The organism is Micromonospora sp. SYSU B005 (assembly GCF_055362685.1).
On the sequence record NZ_JAXCFU010000005.1, the window covers coordinates 190,073 to 207,625 of the forward strand.

Sequence of the window (17,553 nt, forward strand, 5' to 3'; positions counted from 1 at the left end):
TGTCAGCGCCGGAGTGCTGCCTGGCAGGCACCCCGCGACGGGCGTAACCAGGCTCACCCGCCTGAGCGGCGCGACGGCCGACGGCGATCCGCTCGACAGGCCCGTCGGTCGAGATCGCGATAGGCTGACCGGGTGGATCGTGCCGAACTGTCCATCACCGTACACCGGACGGGTGACGAAGCAGTGCTTCGCCTGGCCGGTGAGATCGACATGCTCACGGCCGCCCAGCTCTCGACAGTGGTGAACGAGGTGCTGGCGGATCCGCCCCCGCGCATCGTGCTCGACCTGGCCGGGGTCACGTTCTGCGACTCGCAGGGGCTCGGCACGCTCGTGGTGCTCAGCCGCAAGGCCAGTCACGCCCAGTGCGTGCTGATGCTCACAAACGTCGGCGACTTCCTGATCCGCGTCCTGGACATCACCGGCCTCCGCAGCGCCCTGATGATCCGCAACGAAGCCACCCCCTGACCCTCGGGGTTCTCCCCGCGATCTTGCACTTGCGGCCCTTCACTCGGGTGATTCACACCTTTTGTCGGGGCCACAAGTGCAAGATCAACGGCGCTAGAGGACGGGGATGTCGCGGCGGCGGAACGTCAGCAGGCCGACTGTGGCCAGGGTCATCGCCAACGCCGTCAGCACGTAGAGGGGGGTTGCGGTCCACGTGGCGCGCAGCACCTGCGGAGTGTGCGTGAACGGGGACACGTCCAGCAGCCACTGGTCCAGCTCCAGCACCGCGCCGAGCTGCCCGAGCAGCACGCAGACCGCCAGCACCACCCATGCGGCGGACGCGAGCCGGGGCAGCAGGCCGTAGAGCAGCACGGCGAGCCCGGCCAGCACCCACGCCGCCGGCACCTGGGCCAGGCCTGCGGCGAGCATCCGGCCCAGCTGGCGGGGCACGTCACCGGTGCTCAGCCCGTACGTCAGGCCGGTCGCGAGCCCGGTCACCGCGAGCACCACCACCGGGCCGAGCAGCGCGAACGCCACGTGCGACAGCAGCCAGGTCGAGCGCCTCGTCCCGGTGGCGAGCACCGGTTCCGCGTGCCCGGCGGCCTCCTCGGCGCGCATCCGCAGCGCGGCCTGGATGCCGTACCCGGCGGCGGCGAGCCCGGCCAGGCTCAGCGTGACCCCCAGGTACGCGTCGGCCATCCCGGACGCCCCGCCGAGCCGGGCCACGATCTCCTCCATCCGCGGACTCCCCTCGACGGACCGGCCGGCCGCCTCCGCGGCGCCACCGAGGATCAGCCCGAGCAGGCCGAACCCGACCGACCACCAGAGGATCTGCCCCCGGTGCAGCCGCCAGGCCAGCCCGAACGGCCCGGACAACGCGCCGCCCGCGCCGGCCGGGCCGAGCCGGGGCGGCAGCACGCCCGCGCCCAGGTCGCGGCGGACCGAGATCGGGTACGCGAGCGCGGCGAGCAGCACCGTCGCGGCCAGCGGCAGCAGCAGCACCCACCACCGCTCCCCCTCGTACGGCCGGACGCGGGCGCCCCAGCCCAGCGGGGACAGCCAGCTCGGCCAGTCGTTGCCGGCGGTGTCCCCGGCCAGGCGCAGCCCGAACGCGGCGCCGAGACCGGCGAGGCCGACGCCCCGCGCCCCGCCCGCGGTCTCGGTGAGCTGGGCGGCCAGCCCGCCGAGCGTCGCGAAGACAGCGCCGGTCAGCACGGTGACCAGCCCGTACGCGACCGAGCCGCCGACCGGCAGCCCGGTCGAGACGAGCCCGGCGGCGGTGAGCAGCCCGAGCACCAGGTCGGCGCCGTACGTGACGAGCAGCGCGGCGGTCAGTCCGGCGTGCCGTCCGAGCACGCTGCCGCCGAGCAGTTCCCGCCGCCCGGCTTCCTCCTCGGTGCGGGTGTGCCGGATGACCGTGAGCAGGCTCGCCAGCGCGACGATGAGCAGCAGGAAGCCGCTGCGCTGGGCGGTGAGCGCGCCGACGCTGTCGCCGTACGCCGGGCCGAGCAGCGCGACGATCGACGGGTTGCGGGCGGTGCCCTCCAGGTACGCGGCCCGCTCCGCGGCGGTCGGGAACAGTTCGAAGAAGCTGGCCGCGTACGTGATCGGCAGTACCGCGAGCACGAGCACCCACAGCGGCAGCAGGAGGCGGTCCCGGCGCATGATCAGCCGGACCAGGTGACGGGTGCCGGTGAGCGTGCTCATGACCGGTCCGCCGTCTCGGAACGCGCCACGCCGGAGGAGGGCGCCGACGCGGGGGACGCGGCCTCGTAGTGCCGCAGGAACAGTTCCTCAAGCGTGGGCGGCGTGCTGACCAGGCTGCGTACGCCCAGCTCGGTGAGCCGGCGCAGCGCGGCGTCGAGCGACGCGGTGTCCACGTCGAAGCGGACCCGCTGCCCGTCCACCCGCAGGTCGTGCACACCCGGCAGGTCGGCCAGGCCGTCCAGCGGCGCGGTGACCTCGGCGTCGATCGCGGTGCGGTGGAGGTGGCGCAGGTCGCCGAGCGTGCCGGACTCGACGGTCCGGCCGGCCCGGATGATCGTCACCCGGTCGCAGAGCGCCTCCACCTCGGCGAGGATGTGGCTGGACAGCAGCACGGTGCGCCCGTCCTGCCGGGCCCGGCGGACCCAGTGCTGGAAGACCTCCTCCATCAGCGGGTCGAGCCCGGAGGTCGGCTCGTCGAGGATGAGCAGTTCGACGTCGGAGGCGAGCGCGGCGACCAGGCCGACCTTCTGCCGGTTGCCCTTGGAGTAGGTGCGGCCCTTCTTGCGCGGGTCCAGCTCGAACGACTCCAGCAGTTCGGCGCGGCGTCTCGGGTCGAGCCCGCCGCGCAGCCGGCCGAGCAGGTCGATCACCTCGCCGCCGCTGAGGTGGGGCCAGAGCGTGACGTCGCCGGGCACGTACGCGAGGCGGCGGTGCAGCGCCACCGCGTCCCGCCACGGGTCGCCGCCCAGCAGTCGGACGGCCCCCGCGTCCGCCCGCAGCAGGCCGAGCAGCACCCGGATGGTGGTCGACTTGCCGGAGCCGTTCGGGCCCAGGAAGCCGTGCACCTCTCCGGCGCGAACGGTCAGGTCGAGCCCGTCGAGGGCCCGGGTGCGGCCGAAGGTCTTCACCAGGCCGGACACATCGATTGCCGTTTCCATACTTCAGAAGCTACGCTTGTTTCACAAACTTGTGAAGACTGTAGGGTCGCGGGGTGAGTGTCGAGGAGCCGACCATGAACGTGCCGCCCCAGCACGACGAGGAAGAGGTCCACCTCTTCGTCGAGCGGATGGCGATGGCCTTCGCCGACGTGGGCTTCCCCCGGATGGCCGCCCGGGTCCTGTTCACAGTGATGAGCGCCGACGACCCGCTCACCGCGGGCGAGATCGCCGGCCGGCTCGGCGTCAGCGCGGCGGCGGTGAGCGGCGCGGTGCGCTACCTGACCCAGTTCGCCATGCTGGTCCGCGAGCCGGTCAAGGGCTCCCGGAGCGACCGCTACCGGATGCCCGACAACCCGTGGTACGAGGCGACCATCACCAAGACCACGATCTACAAGAACTTCATCGACATCGCCGCCGGCGGGGTCGACGCGCTGCACGGGCGAAACACACCGGCCGGTGAGCGGGTCGCCGAGATGCGCGACTTCTTCCTCTTCGTACAGGAGGAACTGGAATCGCTCGGCGACCGCTGGCGGGCCCGGCGGGCCGCGACCGGGCACGGCGGCCCGGCCGGCGGCTGAACCGTCAGCGGGTGTTGCCCCAGCGCGCCTGCTCCAGCAGCTCCACCGCGCGTTCCCGGGTGGACGGGTCGTCGTCGGCACGCAGCAGCGCCGTCGCCTCGTCCACCGCGTCGGTCAGGTGCCGCCACTGGAGATCCCGTTCCCGCACCAGATCCGACTGGGCGGCGAGCTGCCGCGTCTTCACCCACAGGTCGACGAAGACCGTCACCTTGGCGCGCAGCACCCACGGGTCGAACGGCTTGGTCAGGTAGTCGACCGCGCCGGCCGCGTAGCCGCGCAGCGCGAGCTGCGCGTCCTTGTCCGCGGCGGTCAGGAAGATGATCGGTACGTGCCGGGTGCGCTCGCGCCGCTTGATGTGGGTGGCGGTCTCGAACCCGTCCATGTCCGGCATCTGGGCGTCCAGCAGGATCACCGCGAAGTCGTCCACCAGGAGCTGCTTGAGCGCCGCCTCGCCGCTCTCCACCGCGACCGACTGCACCGGGAGGCCCTGGAGGATCGCCTCCAGCGCCATCAGGTTCTCCCGCCGGTCGTCCACCAGCAGGGCCTTGGCCGTCTGCGTCACGCGTTCTCCTCGCCTCGGCTCCGGCCGATCCAGGACGCCATCAGTTCGATCAGCTCGTCCAGGTCCACCGGCTTGGTGATGTAGTCGCTGCCGCCGGCGCCGAGCGCCGACTCCCGGTCGCCGGGCATCGCCTTCGCGGTCAGGAAGACGATCGGCAGGTCCGCGAACCGGTGGTTGCGGCGGATCTGCGCTGTCGTCTCGTACCCGTCCTGGTCCGGCATCATGGCGTCCATCAGGACGATGTCCACCTCCGGGTGCTCGGCGAGCTGGCGGACACCGTCCGCCCCGTTGTCCGAGTACAACACGGTCATCCCGTGCAGTTCCAACGCGGACGTCAGCGCGAACACGTTCCGTACGTCGTCGTCGATGATCAGCACGGTCACGCCGTCCAGGCGCCGGGTGGCGGGCGTCTCCTGCGGCTGCGGCAGCTCCATCGGCATGAGCAGCGACGACGGCAGGCCCGCGCGGCTCGGCGACGGCGGCGCCGGCGCCACCACCGCGTCCGGCGCCAGCACATCGGGTACGAAGAGGGTGAACGTCGAACCCTGACCGGGCGCGGACGAGACGGTGATCGTGCCGCCGAGCAGGCGGGCCAGGTCACGGCTGATGGACAGGCCGAGCCCGGTGCCGCCGTAGCGGCGGCTGGTGGTGCCGTCCGCCTGCTGGAACGCCTCGAAGATCAGCGAGAGCTTGTCGTCGGAGATCCCGATCCCGGTGTCTATCACGGTGAACGCGATCACCCGCTGCGCGTTGGTCAGCGCCGGCACGTCGAAGACGGCGTTCTCGGCCGCCGGGCCGATCCGCAGCGTCACCGCGCCGTTGTCGGTGAACTTCACCGCGTTCGACAGCAGGTTGCGCAGGATCTGCTGCAACCGCTGGGCGTCGGTGACCAGCGCGGGCGGCAGGTCGCGGCTCACCCGCACCTGGAAGTCCAGGCCCTTCTCCTCGGCCTGCGGCGCGAACGCCTGCTCGACGTAGCCGCGGATCTCGGCGAACTGGATCTCGGTGGGCTCCACGTCCATCCGGCCCGCCTCGATCTTGGACAGGTCGAGGATGTCGTCGATCAGCGACAGCAGGTCCGACCCGGCTCCGTGGATGGTCCGGGCGAACTCGATCTGCTTCGCGCTGAGGTTGCGCTCCGGGTTCTCGGCCAGCAGCCGGGCCAGCAGGAGCAGCGAGTTCAGCGGCGTACGCAGCTCGTGGCTCATGTTCGCCAGGAACTCCGACTTGTACGCCGACGCGCGGGTGAGCTGCTGCGCCTTCTCCTCCAGGCCGAGGCGGGCCAGCTCGATCTCCCGGTTCTGCGTCTCGATGTTGGCCTTCTGCTCGGACAGCAGCTTCGCCTTGTCCTCCAGCTCGGCGTTGGTGCGCTGCAACTCGGCCGACTGGTCCTGCATCTCGTGCGCCAGCCGCTGCGACTGCGCCAGCAGCTCCTCCGTACGCCGGTTGGCCTGGATGGTGTTGACAGCGACGCCGATGGTGAGCACCAGCCGCTCCAGGAACGCCAGGTGCAGCTCGGAGAACGTGGCCACGCCGGCGAACTCGATCACGCCGAGCAGCTCGCCCTCGAACTGGACCGGCAGCACCACCAGGTCGGCCGGGGGCGTGTCGGCCAGCCCGGACCGTACGACGAGGCGCCCGTCCGGCTGCGCCTTGACCCGGATCGTCCGGCGCGACAGGGCGGCCTGCCCGACCAGCCCCTCACCCGGGCCGAACGTGACGTCGTGGCCGCGTGCCACGTACCCGTAGGAGGCGGTGAGCCGCAGCCGCATGCTGCCCTCGGAGCTGTCCGTCAGGAAGAACGCGCCGAGTTGCGCGTCCACCAGCGGGGTCACCTCCTGCATGATCATGCGGCAGACCTCGCCCAGGTCGCGCTGGCCCTGGAGCAGACCGCCGATCCGGGCCAGGTTCGAGTCGAGCCAGCCCTGCTCGGCGTTCTTCTTGGTCGTCTCCCGGAGGGTGACGATCATCTGGTTGATGTTGTCCTTCAGCTCGGCGACCTCGCCCTGCGCCTTCACGTTGATCCGCTGGGTCAGGTCGCCGCGGGTCACCGACGTGGAGACCTGCGCGATGGCGCGCAACTGCGTGGTCAGGGTGGAGGCGAGCTGGTTGACGTTCTCGGTGAGGTCGCGCCACGTACCGGACACGCCCTTGACCTGGGCCTGACCACCCAGCTTGCCCTCGGTACCCACCTCACGCGCCACGCGCGTGACCTCGTCGGCGAACGAGGAGAGCTGGTCCACCATCGTGTTGACGGTGTTCTTCAGCTCCAGGATCTCGCCCTGCGCGTCCACAGTGATCTTCTGACCCAGGTCGCCGTTCGCCACCGCCGTGGTGACCGAGGCGATGTTCCGCACCTGGCTGGTCAGGTTCGAGGCCATCGAGTTCACGTTGTCGGTCAGGTCACGCCACGTACCGGAGACGCCCTTGACCTGGGCCTGACCACCCAGCTTGCCCTCGGTACCCACCTCACGCGCCACGCGCGTGACCTCGTCGGCGAACGACGAGAGCTGGTCCACCATCGTGTTGACAGTGGACTTCAGCTCCAGGATCTCGCCCTGCGCGTCCACTGTGATCTTCTGCGACAGGTCACCCTTGGCGACAGCCGTCGACACCTGGGCGATGTTGCGCACCTGCGCGGTCAGGTTCGACGCCATCGAGTTCACGTTGTCGGTCAGGTCGCGCCAGGTGCCGGCGACGCCGCGCACCTGCGCCTGACCACCCAGCTTGCCCTCGGTACCCACCTCGCGCGCCACCCGGGTCACCTCGTCGGCGAACGACGAGAGCTGATCCACCATCGTGTTGACAGTGGACTTCAGCTCCAAGATCTCGCCCCGCGCGTCCACTGTGATCTTCTGCGACAGGTCACCCTTCGCCACCGCGGTGGTGACCGAGGCGATGTTCCGCACCTGGCTGGTCAGGTTGGACGCCATCGAGTTCACGTTGTCGGTCAGGTCCCGCCACGTACCCGAGACGCCCTTGACCTGGGCCTGACCACCCAGCTTGCCCTCGGTACCCACCTCACGGGCCACACGCGTCACCTCGTCGGCGAACGAGGAGAGCTGGTCCACCATCGTGTTGACGGTGTTCTTCAGCTCCAGGATCTCGCCCTGCGCGTCCACAGTGATCTTCTGACCCAGGTCGCCCTTCGCCACCGCCGTGGAGACCTGGGAGATGTTGCGGACCTGGCTGGTCAGGTTGCCGGCGAGCTGGTTGACGTTCTCGGTGAGGTCGCGCCACGTGCCGGAGACGCCTCGTACCTGCGCCTGGCCGCCCAGCTTGCCCTCGATGCCCACCTCGCGGGCCACCCGCGTGACCTCGTCGGCGAACGACGACAGCTGGTCCACCATCGTGTTCACGGTGTCCTTCAGCTCCAGGATCTCGCCCTGGGCCGCCACCGTGATCTTCTGCGACAGGTCACCCTTCGCCACCGCCGTCGACACCTGGGCGATGTTGCGCACCTGCGCGGTCAGGTTCGACGCCATCGAGTTGACGTTGTCGGTCAGGTCCTTCCAGGTGCCGGCCACGCCCGGCACCTCGGCCTGGCCGCCCAGCTTGCCCTCGGTGCCCACCTCGCGGGCCACCCGGGTCACCTGCTCGGCGAACAGCCGCAGCGTGTCGGTGAGCGAGTTCATCGTGTCGGCCAGCTCGGCCACCTCGCCGCGCGCCCCGACCGTGATCTTCTGCGACAGGTCGCCCTTCGCCACAGCCGTCGCCACCTGGGAGATCGACCGGACCTGCCCGGTGAGGTTCGACGCCATGGTGTTCACCGAGTCGGTGAGGTCCTTCCAGGTGCCGGCCACCCCGCGCACGTCGGCCTGGCCGCCCAGCTTGCCCTCGGTGCCCACCTCGCGGGCCACACGCGTCACCTCGTCGGCGAACGACGAGAGCTGGTCCACCATCGTGTTCACGGTCCGGCCGATGCGCAGATACTCACCGCGGAGCGGGCGACCGTCGATCTCCAGCGCCATGTGCTGGGACAGGTCGCCGTCGGCCACCGCCACGATGACCCGGGCGATCTCGGTGGTCGGCCGGCCCAGGTCGTCGATGAGCGAGTTGACCGCCCGCTGCCCCTCCGCCCACGAGCCGTCCAGGCCCTCGTCGTCCAGGCGCTCGGTGAGCCGGCCGTCACGGCCGACGATCCGGCTGATCCGCCGCAGGTCCAGGTGCTGCCGCTCCTGCAACGACACCACGTCGTTGAAGGCGTCGGCGACCTCACCGGGCAGACCCGCCCGCCGGGGCAGGCGCACCCGCAGATCGCCGCGCCCCACCCGACGCAACGCCTCGACCAGTTCGCCGAGGAGCGCCTCGTGGTCGGACGCGGACGGGTCAGCGGTCACCGACTGATTCACCGTGGCCATCGTTCCTCGCTCCGCTCGGGCTCGTGCGGTCACACGGGCCATCCCATCATTGTGCCGCGCGATCCGTCGAGGTCACCGCGTGTGATCGCGCGTCACGTGCGGTATCGACCCGGGTGGTGGGTTCACCGGGACGCTTGGCACCCGGGGTGGAGGCGGTGGAGGATACGAAGGTGTCAGCGGAGGCAGGGCCTGCTAGCGGGGGCGCGGACGAGCGCGTCCGCCGGGTCCGCCTCCCCGCCGACCGCCGCACGCCGGCGGCGGCCCGCGCACTGGTCCGCACCATGCTGCTCGAAGCGCGGCTGCCCGAACTGCTGAACGAGGCGCTGCTGCTCACCACCGAGCTGACCACGAACGCCGTCGAGCACGCGCGTACCGAACTGGACATCGAGGTCGACACCGACCACAACGGCCTCACCGTGACAGTCACCGACTTCGCCTCCGGCCCGGTCGACGAGCTGATCGTGGGCGTGCGCAACACCACGTCCGACATCACCGAGGTCGCCGCCCGGGGGCGCGGCCTGCTGCTCGTCGACCACTTCTCCAGCCGGTGGGGCACCACGTACCTGCCCACCGGCAAGGGCGTCTGGTTCCGCCTCGACCGGCCCGGCCCGGGTGGGTCCGCCCGGCCGTCGGCCGGCCCACTGCGCGTCGCCGAACCGGACCGAAACGGCGACGGTACGCCGAGCGCCGCGGCCATGAGCGAGTTGATGCAGCTCACCCCCGACGCGTACGCCGACGAGCCGCTGCCCGAGTTCGCCACCGGACTGCTGACCCGGGTCGGCGAGATGGTGGGCGCCGCCGGTGGCACGGTACGGCTGGACCGGGGCGACGGACTCGGCACCCAGGTCTTCGCCAGGTACGGCCGGCCGCCACGCGACGGCAGCGAGCTGCTGCGCGTACCGCTGGCCGTGCACCGCCCGTACGCCGGTGAGCTGGAGCTGGACGCGGCGCCCTCGGCGTACGCGCGGCCACTCGCCGTGCTGGCCGCCGAGCGGCTGTCGCTGCACCTGGAGAACGACCGGCTGCGCCGCGCCGACGTACGCCGGTCCACCTGGCTGACGTTCCTGGCCGAGGCCAGCGAACTGCTCGCCCAGTCGCTCGACGTCGAGCTGACCATGGCACTCGTCCCGCAGCTCGTGGTGCCCCGGCTCGGCCAGTGGTGCGCCGTGCACACCACCGACGAGTGGGGCCGGCTGCGCCTCGCCGCGTCCAGCCACGCCGACGAGGCGATGCTGCCGCAGCTGCACCGGATCCTCCAGGAGACCGGCCCGGACTCGATCCAGTCCCGGCTGCGCGAGGCGTCCCGCAACGCCGCCCAGGTGCCGCTCGGCGGACCGATGGAGGGTTTCGCCGTACCGCTTATCGCCCGCGGCCAGCGGCTCGGCACCCTCGCCGTGGGCCGCCACCAGCGGCACCGGCACGACCCGGACGAGGTGTCGGTGCTGGAGGACGTGGCCCGCCGCGCCGCCCTCGCCATCGAGAACGCCCGCATCCACGCCGAGCGCCGCCGGGTCGCCCAGACGCTCCAGCAGTCGCTGCTGCCGCCGGTGCTGCCGGTGGTCGAGGGCATCGGCTTCGCCGCCGAGTACGTCCCGACCGGCGACGACGCGGAGGTCGGCGGCGACTTCTACGACGTGCTTCCGCTGCCGGACGGCCGCTGGCTCGTGGTGGTCGGCGACGTATCAGGCAAGGGCGTGCAGGCCGCCGCCGTGACCGGCCTGGTCCGGGACGTGATCCGGGTGCTCGTCGGTGACGGCAAACCGCTGCCCGAGGTGCTCGGCCGGCTCAACGAGACGCTCGTGGAGCGCGGCGGCGGACGCTACTGCACGCTGGCGCTGGCGGCTGTCGCACCCGGCGACGGCGGCCAGCTCGACGTCTCGCTGCACCTGGCCGGCCACGACCGCCCGGTGCTGCTGCACGGCGGTGGAGGGGCGACGTTCGTCGGCGTCGGCGGTACGGCGCTGGGCCTGCTCGACGCGATCACCACACCGACCGCCGAGCTGACGCTCAAGCCCGGGGACGCGCTGATCTTCTACACCGACGGGGTCACCGAGCGGCGGCGCGGACGCGAGCTGTTCGGCACCGACCGGCTGCGCGAGTCGGCGGCGCCGCTGGCCGGGTACTCGGCCGACGTGGTGGCCGCCCGGCTGCGCGCCGCCACCATCGCGTTCTCGGTCGAGCCCCCACGCGACGACATAGCCATCCTCGTCCTCCGAAACGACACCCCCTAGCTCTCCCACCCCGCGCGGGGCGGGCCCGCGTCCGGACACGCGCCCCGTCGATCATGAACTTGGCCGCTCGATTCGCCCGTTTCCTCCCCGTCAACTTCATGGTCAACCCACTTCGGCGCGCGGGCCGGCTGGTGCCGGGGAGGGCGAGGCGGTCAGAGGCCGCCGGGGAGGCGGCCGGGAGCCAGGCGGTGGTGCGGGTCCAGGTGGGCCTTGGCGCTGCGCAGGCGCGGCAACGCGGGCAACTCGCCCCAGAGGTCCACGGCACGGCGTACCGCCGCCGGCGCGGCCACCACCACGCACCGGCCCCGCCGGGCGATCAGCACGCTGCGGACGGCGGTGAGGATCGAGGCGACCCGCTCGGGCGGCAGCGCGCCGGACAGTGCGGCGTGCACGGTGCCCGAGCCGGCCGAGCCGCGTACCGGCACCGGGCCGCCGGTGGCGTCGCGCAACGCGTAGACGGCGGCGTGCAGGTCGCCTATCGGCACCTCGATGCGCAGCGCCGTGTCGCCGGGCGCGAACGGGTAACGCCCCCACCATTCCGGCGGGTGGTGACCGACCATCGCCTCTGAGCCGAGGACGGCGGTGAGCCGCCCGGCCCGCTCGGTCACGTCGGCCGGGCCGCCCTCCAGCAGCACCACCAGGCTGCCCGCCGCCGGTCGCCCGGTCACGGCCGGGTGGTCGGGGCGGTTGACCACCGACGGGTGCGTGGCCGGGATGCGACGCCGAGGCAGCGGCACCGGCACCGGCAGGTCCAGTTCGACGGCGGCCGGGTCGACGTCGGCGGCCAGGACGGCCCGGACCAGGTCGTGCACCTCCAGCGGCGTCCACACCGGACGGGACACCCAGAGCCGCCCGGCCGGCACGGCGTGCACCCGCATGGTGGCCGAGACGAGCACGCCGAGCCCGCCCTGCGAGCCGCAGAGCAGCCGGGCCACGTCGAGCCCGAGCACCTCGCCCCGGCCGAGGATCGCGTCCCCGCCACCCGGCCGGCCGGCGCCGCTGCCCGGGGCGGCCCGGCCGAGCGCCTCCGTGCCGGACTCGCCGACGCTGACCAACTCGCCGTCGGCGTCGAGGTAGCGCACCCCGACGAGCTGGGCGCACGGGCTGCCGTGCCGGTGCCGCAGCGGACCGGACTCGTCGGCGGCGAGCACCCCGCCGAGCGTCGCGCCCGGCGAGGGCGCGTCGACGGGCAGCCGCCGGTTGGTGCGCGCCAGCGTGGCCTGGACCGCGCGCAGCGGCGTACCGGCGCCGATCTCGGCCACCGCCGCGTCACGCGGCTCGTGCCAGACCCCGGCGAGGCGGCCGGTGTCGAGCATGATGTCCACCTGCTCCGGCGCGGCACCCCAGTCGATCTTCGTGCCGGCGCCGCGGGGCACCACTGTCAGGTCGTACGCGGCGGCCAGCCGCAACACCTCCGCCGCGGCGTGCGGGCCGCCCGGCACTGCCACCCATCGGGCGGTACGGCCGGCCACCTCGTCGGCCGGGCCGGCGAAGCGGGCGAACGGGTCGCCGCAGATCGCGGCCAGCTTCCGGGTGATGTCGAGGGCTCCGAGCCGGGGGGTGGAACGTGCCGCATCCGCCATGGCGGTTATCGTACACATGTTCGAAAACCCTGGCGGCGAGTCGTGGGATTCGGTCGGCGGGCAAGCCCGGCGGCGGCCCGGCGACCGGTAACGTGGCGCCGTGACCGAAACCCCACCGCCCGTCGCCAAGCGCGTCCCGTCCGAGCGCGTCCACCACGGTGACACCGTGATCGACGAGTACGCCTGGCTCGCCGTCAAGGACGACCCGGACACGATCGCGTACCTGGACGCCGAGAACGCGTACACCGAGGCGCGCACCGCCCACCTGGCCGGGCTGCGCGCGGAGCTGTTCGAGGAGACGCGCCGGCGCACCCAGGAGACCGACCTGTCGGTGCCGACGCGCAAGGACGGCTACTGGTACTACACCCGAACGGTCGAGGGGCAGCAGTACGGCGTGCACTGCCGCCGCGCGGTGCGGGCGGGCGAGACGGCGCCCCCGGTCAGCGTGGACGGCGCCCCGCTCGACGGCGAGGAGGTGCTGCTCGACGGCAACCAGCTCGCCGAGGGGCACGACTTCTTCTCCCTCGGGGCGTTCGACGTCAGCCCGGACGGGCGCTGGCTGGCCTACTCCACCGACTTCTCCGGCGACGAGCGCTTCACGCTGCGGATCAAGGACCTGACCACCGGTGAGTCGCTGCCGGACGAGGTGCCTGACACGTTCTACGGCACGGCCTGGTCCAGTGACGCGTCCACGCTGTTCTACGTGACGGTGGACGAGGCGTGGCGGCCGAACCGGGTCTGGCGGCACACCGTCGGCACGTCGTCCACCGAGGACGCGGTGGTCCACCAGGAGGACGACGAGCGGTTCTGGGTCGGCGTCGAGCTGACCCGCTCCGAGCGCTTCGTGGTCATCGACATCCACAGCAAGATCACCAGCGAGGTGTGGGTGATCCCGGCGTCCAACCCGACCGGTGCGCCCGCCGTCGTGGCCCCGCGGCGTCAGGGCATCGAGTACGCGGTGGAGCACCACGGCCACCGCTTCCTGATCCTGCACAACGACGGCGCGGAGGACTTCGCGCTGGCGTACACCTCGGCGGACGCGCCGGGCGAGTGGGAGCCGCTGATCCCGCACACGCCCGGCACCCGGCTGGAGGCGGTCGACGCGTTCGAGAACCACCTCGTGGTGTCGCTGCGCACCAACGGGCTGACCGGCCTGCGGGTGCTGCCGGTGGGCAGCGACGACAGCTGGGACATCGACTTCCCCGAGCCGATCTACAGCGTGGGGCTGGACGCGAACCCGGAGTACCGCACGAACGAGGTACGGCTGCGCTACACCTCGCTCGTCACCCCCGACTCGGTCTACGACTACGACCTGGTGACCCGTGAGCTGACGCTGCGCCGGCAGAAGCCGGTCCTTCCCGGGCCGGACGGGCGGGCGTACGACCCGGCCGACTACGAGCAGCACCGGGACTGGGCGCTCGCCGACGACGGCACCCGCGTACCGATCTCGCTCGTCTGCCGCCGCGACACGCCGCGCGACGGTTCGGCGCCCGCCGTCATCTACGGCTACGGCTCGTACGAGGCGAGCATGGACCCGTGGTTCTCGATCGCCCGGCTGAGCCTGCTCGACCGCGGCGTGATCTTCGCGGTGGCGCACATCCGGGGCGGCGGTGAGCTGGGCCGGCGCTGGTACGACGAGGGCAAGCTGCTGGCCAAGAAGAACACGTTCACCGACTTCGTGGCCTGCGCCCGGCACCTGGTCAAGGCGGGCTGGACGGCGAGCGACAGGCTGGTCGCCCGGGGCGCCTCGGCCGGCGGCCTGCTGATGGGCGCGGTGGCGAACCTCGCCCCGGACGCGTTCACCGGCATCGTCGCGCAGGTGCCGTTCGTGGACGCGCTCACCTCGATCCTCGACCCGTCGCTGCCGCTGACCGTGACCGAGTGGGAGGAGTGGGGCAACCCGCTCGACGACCCCGAGGTCTACGCGTACATGAAGTCGTACACGCCGTACGAGAACGTGACCACCGTCGAATACCCGGCGATCCTGGCGGTGACCAGCCTCAACGACACCCGCGTGCTCTACCACGAGCCGGCCAAGTGGATCGCCCGGCTGCGGTCGTTCGCGCCGGCCGGCGACTACCTGCTCAAGACCGAGATGGGCGCGGGTCACGGCGGTCCGAGCGGCCGATACGACTCGTGGCGTGAGGAGGCGTTCGTCAACGCCTGGATCCTCGACCGCGTCGGCCGGGCCTGACCCGTTCCGGACCGGATGAGCGACGAGGATCAGCCAGGCCGGCGGGCGCCGGCCTGGCTGCTTCTCGTGGTGGTCGCCGCCGCGCTCGTGGTCTGCTGCTGTTCGACGGTGATCGGCTTGACCGTCGCCGGCTCCGCCGGCCTGCTCGGCCGCTGACCGCTCAGCCCGCGCGCAGTTCCTCCACCGAGGTCGCGGTGCGCAGGAACAGCAGGCCAGCCACGACCGTGCACAGCACCGCCGCCAGCCCGCCCGCCGCGAGCCAGGCCAGTTGATCCCACGGTACGTCCGGCGGAACAGTCGTCTTCGGCACCCATTCGGTACGGGTGTACCGCGCCGCGGTGGCCGGGTCGCCGCACAGTTCCGTGCCGGCGTCGCAGATCGTCCGCGTGAAGCCGCCGTTGCTCGGTGCCGGCATGACGCCCCGGACCAGCAGGTAGCCGACCGTCAGCGCGAGCCCGATCGCGGGTACGGCGGGGGCGAGCGCGGCCCAGAGCAGCGACCGGCCGATGGTGGCCCGTGGCACGCCGGTCGCCACCTGCGCCGCGTACGCCCGCCGCCGGCTGGTGATCCCCTCGACCACCGCCACGAGCAGCCCGCCGCCGGCGATCGCGATCGCCACCACGACCGCGAGGTCGACCAGGTCCATCGCGCCGAGGTAGAAGCCCGGGTCGGCAAGTCCGGAGCCGGTGCGGCGGGTCACCTCGGCCTCGGCCTGGAAGTCGGCACGCAGTCCCGCGGCACCGGCGCCGAAGATCAGCGCGGCCAGCAGCGCGGCGAACGTGCGGCTGCCGGCCCACGGGTCGGCGGCCAGCCGGCGGGCGGCCAGCAGTGCGGCCGGGCCGCGTCCGTGCCGGTGCAGCAGCCGGCCGGTGTGGTACGAGATCCAGCCGGTGCCCGACACCACGCCGATCATCGCGGTCAGCCCGCCGACGACGAGCAGTGTCGGCACCAGCCAGTCGGGGGCCACCGCGCCACGCCGTTCGTACCAGAGCAGGAGCGGGCGGATCGCGGCGAACATCGCCAGCGCGGCGAGGACGAGCACGCCCGGCCACGGCCAAGGCGCCCGGGTGCGGACCCGGCGTACGACGCCGAACGGGGTGGTGGTGACCCGCCGCAGCAGCAGCGCGCTGACCAGCGCGGCCACCAGCGGCAGGCCGAGCACCACGGCGGCCACGGCGACCGGCGCCGGACGCACGTCGGTGGGCAGCGGCAGCCGCCCGTCGGCGTCGGGCCGGTGCAGCAGCCGGCGCCCGGCCAGGAAGACGGCCAGGCCGACGAGGGTACCGAGCAGGCTCGCCACGCCGGTCTCGGCAACCGCGACCCGGGTGACCTGCCCGGGGGTGGCGCCGGCCAGCCGGAACGCGGCGAGCCGCCGGTCCCGGCCGGGCGCACCGAGGCGGGCGCACTGCCCGGCCAGTCCCAGCACCGGTACGCAGAGCAGCAGCACCGCGAACGCGACGCCGGGACGCAGGCCGGGTTCCCGCAGCAGGGCGTTCGTGTACTGGTCGGACTGCGTCCAGGCATCGCCGGGCGGCTTCACCACCGCCAGCACTGTCAGCGCGGCCAGCCCGGCCAGCGTCGCCAGCGCGGCGCTCACCGCGGTCAGCACCACCCGGGCGATGTCGGTGCGGGTGCCGGCCAGCGCGAGCCGCAGCAGCGTGCCCGGCCTCACCGTGATCCGCCCGGCAGCGCCGGGTCGAGCCCGAGGCCGGTGTGGTCGACCCTGCCGTCGCGCAGGCTCACCTCCCGGTCCGCGTACGCGGCGATGCGCGGCTCGTGGGTCACCAGCACGACTGTGGTGCGCTGCTCGCGGGCCAGCCGGACGATCTGGGTGAGCACCTGCTCACCGGCCAGCGTGTCGAGCGCGCCGGTCGGTTCGTCGGCGAAGATCACCCGTGGTTCGGTGACCAGGGCGCGGGACAGCGCGCACCGTTGCTGCTGCCCGCCGGACATCTCGCCAGGCCGGACGTCGGCGACGTCGGCCACACCGAGCCGGTCCAGCCAGGAGAGTGCCGCCGTCCGTGCCGCTCGCCGCCCCGTGCCGGCGAGCAACAACGGAAGGGCGACGTTCTCCGCCGCGGTCAGCTCGGCGACGAGCTGGCCGAACTGGAACAACACCCCGAATTCGGTACGGCGCAGCCGGGAGCGGGCCGCCTCCGGCCACGTGTCGATCCGTTCACCGCGCCAGGTGACCTGACCGGCGTCGGGACGCAGGATGCCGGCCAGGCAGTGCAGCAAGGTGGACTTGCCGCATCCGCTCGGCCCGGTGACCGCGAGGATCTCGCCTTCGGCCACGTCGAGCGTCACGCCACGCAGCGCGGGCGTGTGGCCGTACGCGCGGACCACGCCGCGCGCTTGCAGGAACGTCACGAGTGCACCTCCCGGTGCCAGTCGACGACCCGGTCCAGGGTGGTGTGCAGCCACCGGAGGTCGGCGTCGAGGTGGGCGACGGCGAAATCGGCGGCGACCACCTCGTCGAGGCGGGCACCGGGGGCGGTCTTGAGCGCTGTCAGCTCACGCAGCCGCTGCGTGTGCGCCCGGCGCTGGGCGATCAGGTAGCCGCGGGCCTGGGCGGCGTCTGCCACCAGGAGCGCGACGACCACCTTGGCGAACAGCGTGCTCGCCACGTACGGCATGGGTGGTTCGACGGTGCCCAGCCAGTGGTCGAGCGCCGCCCGCCCGTCGTCGGTGAGCGCGTAGGCGGTCCGGTCCGGACCGCCGTCGCGTTCCTGGCCGGCCGGCACGACCAGGCCGTCCCGGTGCAGGCGGGCCAGCGTCGCGTAGACCTGCCCGAAGGCGAGCGGCCGGGCCCGGGGCAGGCGCTCGTCGTGCGCGCGCTTCAGCTCGTAGCCGTGGCGTGGCCCGGCGGCGAGCAGCCCGAGCAGGACGTGCTGAGTGGACACCTCCCTTACTATTCGCTGAGTGAATAGCGCTGTCAAGAACGGCCCGCGCGGG

Annotated in this window: 13 protein-coding genes; 5 read left to right on the forward strand and 8 right to left on the reverse strand. The window is 72.7% G+C overall.

The features are described 5' to 3' along the window. Window positions 1-132 precede the first annotated feature (132 nt). Window positions 133-465, forward strand: a complete 333-nt coding sequence (locus tag SM452_RS14550) for an STAS domain-containing protein (protein WP_262015606.1) — start codon at window positions 133-135, stop codon at window positions 463-465. Window positions 466-558: 93 nt separating this feature from the next. Here SM452_RS14550 and SM452_RS14555 read toward each other — a convergent pair whose 3' ends face one another. Then, window positions 559-2,151, reverse strand: a complete 1,593-nt coding sequence (locus SM452_RS14555) for an ABC transporter permease (protein ID WP_463840086.1) — start codon at window positions 2,149-2,151, stop codon at window positions 559-561. Continuing rightward, window positions 2,148-3,089, reverse strand: a complete 942-nt coding sequence (locus SM452_RS14560; protein WP_354867702.1) for an ABC transporter ATP-binding protein — start codon at window positions 3,087-3,089, stop codon at window positions 2,148-2,150. Before SM452_RS14560 ends, SM452_RS14555 begins: the two co-directional genes overlap by 4 nt. A 53-nt stretch (window positions 3,090-3,142) precedes the next feature. Between SM452_RS14560 and SM452_RS14565 the strand changes: the two genes are divergently transcribed. Next, the gene (locus SM452_RS14565) at window positions 3,143-3,667 is read left to right on the forward strand and encodes a GbsR/MarR family transcriptional regulator (protein ID WP_262015609.1); all 525 of its coding nucleotides are present in this window, start codon (window positions 3,143-3,145) and stop codon (window positions 3,665-3,667) included. 4 nt (window positions 3,668-3,671) lie between these two features. Here the strand turns inward: SM452_RS14565 and SM452_RS14570 are convergent, their stop codons facing one another. Next, a complete protein-coding gene (locus tag SM452_RS14570; RefSeq protein WP_013283536.1) occupies window positions 3,672-4,229 on the reverse strand; it encodes a response regulator in 558 nt (185 codons plus the stop codon). Next, the gene (locus SM452_RS14575; protein WP_463840087.1) at window positions 4,226-8,590 is read right to left on the reverse strand and encodes a HAMP domain-containing protein; all 4,365 of its coding nucleotides are present in this window, start codon (window positions 8,588-8,590) and stop codon (window positions 4,226-4,228) included. Before SM452_RS14575 ends, SM452_RS14570 begins: the two co-directional genes overlap by 4 nt. Window positions 8,591-8,760: 170 nt before the next feature. On the opposite strand from SM452_RS14575, the gene SM452_RS14580 reads away from it, so the two are divergent. Further along, a complete protein-coding gene (locus SM452_RS14580) occupies window positions 8,761-10,821 on the forward strand; it encodes a SpoIIE family protein phosphatase (RefSeq protein WP_262015611.1) in 2,061 nt (686 codons plus the stop codon). A 152-nt stretch (window positions 10,822-10,973) separates the two neighbouring features. Here the strand turns inward: SM452_RS14580 and SM452_RS14585 are convergent, their stop codons facing one another. Then, the gene (locus SM452_RS14585) at window positions 10,974-12,404 is read right to left on the reverse strand and encodes an FAD-binding oxidoreductase (RefSeq protein ID WP_463840088.1); all 1,431 of its coding nucleotides are present in this window, start codon (window positions 12,402-12,404) and stop codon (window positions 10,974-10,976) included. Between the two features lie 100 nt (window positions 12,405-12,504). Here SM452_RS14585 and SM452_RS14590 point away from each other — a divergent pair, with 100 nt between their 5' ends. Continuing rightward, window positions 12,505-14,598, forward strand: coding sequence for a S9 family peptidase (locus tag SM452_RS14590; RefSeq protein WP_463840089.1), 2,094 nt, complete (start codon window positions 12,505-12,507; stop codon window positions 14,596-14,598). 15 nt (window positions 14,599-14,613) lie between these two features. After that, complete coding sequence (locus SM452_RS14595; protein WP_355511352.1) at window positions 14,614-14,754, forward strand: hypothetical protein; 141 nt, start codon at window positions 14,614-14,616, stop codon at window positions 14,752-14,754. A 4-nt stretch (window positions 14,755-14,758) separates the two neighbouring features. Here the strand turns inward: SM452_RS14595 and SM452_RS14600 are convergent, their stop codons facing one another. The 3 genes from SM452_RS14600 to SM452_RS14610 are packed head-to-tail and all read right to left on the reverse strand — an operon-like array spanning window position 14,759 to window position 17,501. Further along, window positions 14,759-16,270, reverse strand: coding sequence for an FtsX-like permease family protein (locus SM452_RS14600; RefSeq protein ID WP_262015616.1), 1,512 nt, complete (start codon window positions 16,268-16,270; stop codon window positions 14,759-14,761). Continuing rightward, window positions 16,267-16,968, reverse strand: coding sequence for an ABC transporter ATP-binding protein (locus tag SM452_RS14605; protein WP_262015617.1), 702 nt, complete (start codon window positions 16,966-16,968; stop codon window positions 16,267-16,269). The genes SM452_RS14600 and SM452_RS14605 overlap by 4 nt, the downstream gene beginning before the upstream one ends. After that, a complete protein-coding gene (locus tag SM452_RS14610) occupies window positions 16,965-17,501 on the reverse strand; it encodes a PadR family transcriptional regulator (protein WP_262015618.1) in 537 nt (178 codons plus the stop codon). Before SM452_RS14610 ends, SM452_RS14605 begins: the two co-directional genes overlap by 4 nt. Window positions 17,502-17,553: the final 52 nt, after the last annotated feature.

Bases quoted from the DNA above. Each gene is read 5' to 3' on its own strand.
- SM452_RS14575 (WP_463840087.1), bottom strand. From the start codon at position 8,590: ATGGCCACGGTGAATCAGTCGGTGACCGCTGACCCGTCCGCGTCCGAC.
- SM452_RS14560 (WP_354867702.1), bottom strand. From the start codon at position 3,089: ATGGAAACGGCAATCGATGTGTCCGGCCTGGTGAAGACCTTCGGCCGC.
- SM452_RS14555 (WP_463840086.1), bottom strand. From the start codon at position 2,151: ATGAGCACGCTCACCGGCACCCGTCACCTGGTCCGGCTGATCATGCGC.
- SM452_RS14585 (WP_463840088.1), bottom strand. From the start codon at position 12,404: ATGGCGGATGCGGCACGTTCCACCCCCCGGCTCGGAGCCCTCGACATC.
- SM452_RS14595 (WP_355511352.1), top strand. From the start codon at position 14,614: ATGAGCGACGAGGATCAGCCAGGCCGGCGGGCGCCGGCCTGGCTGCTT.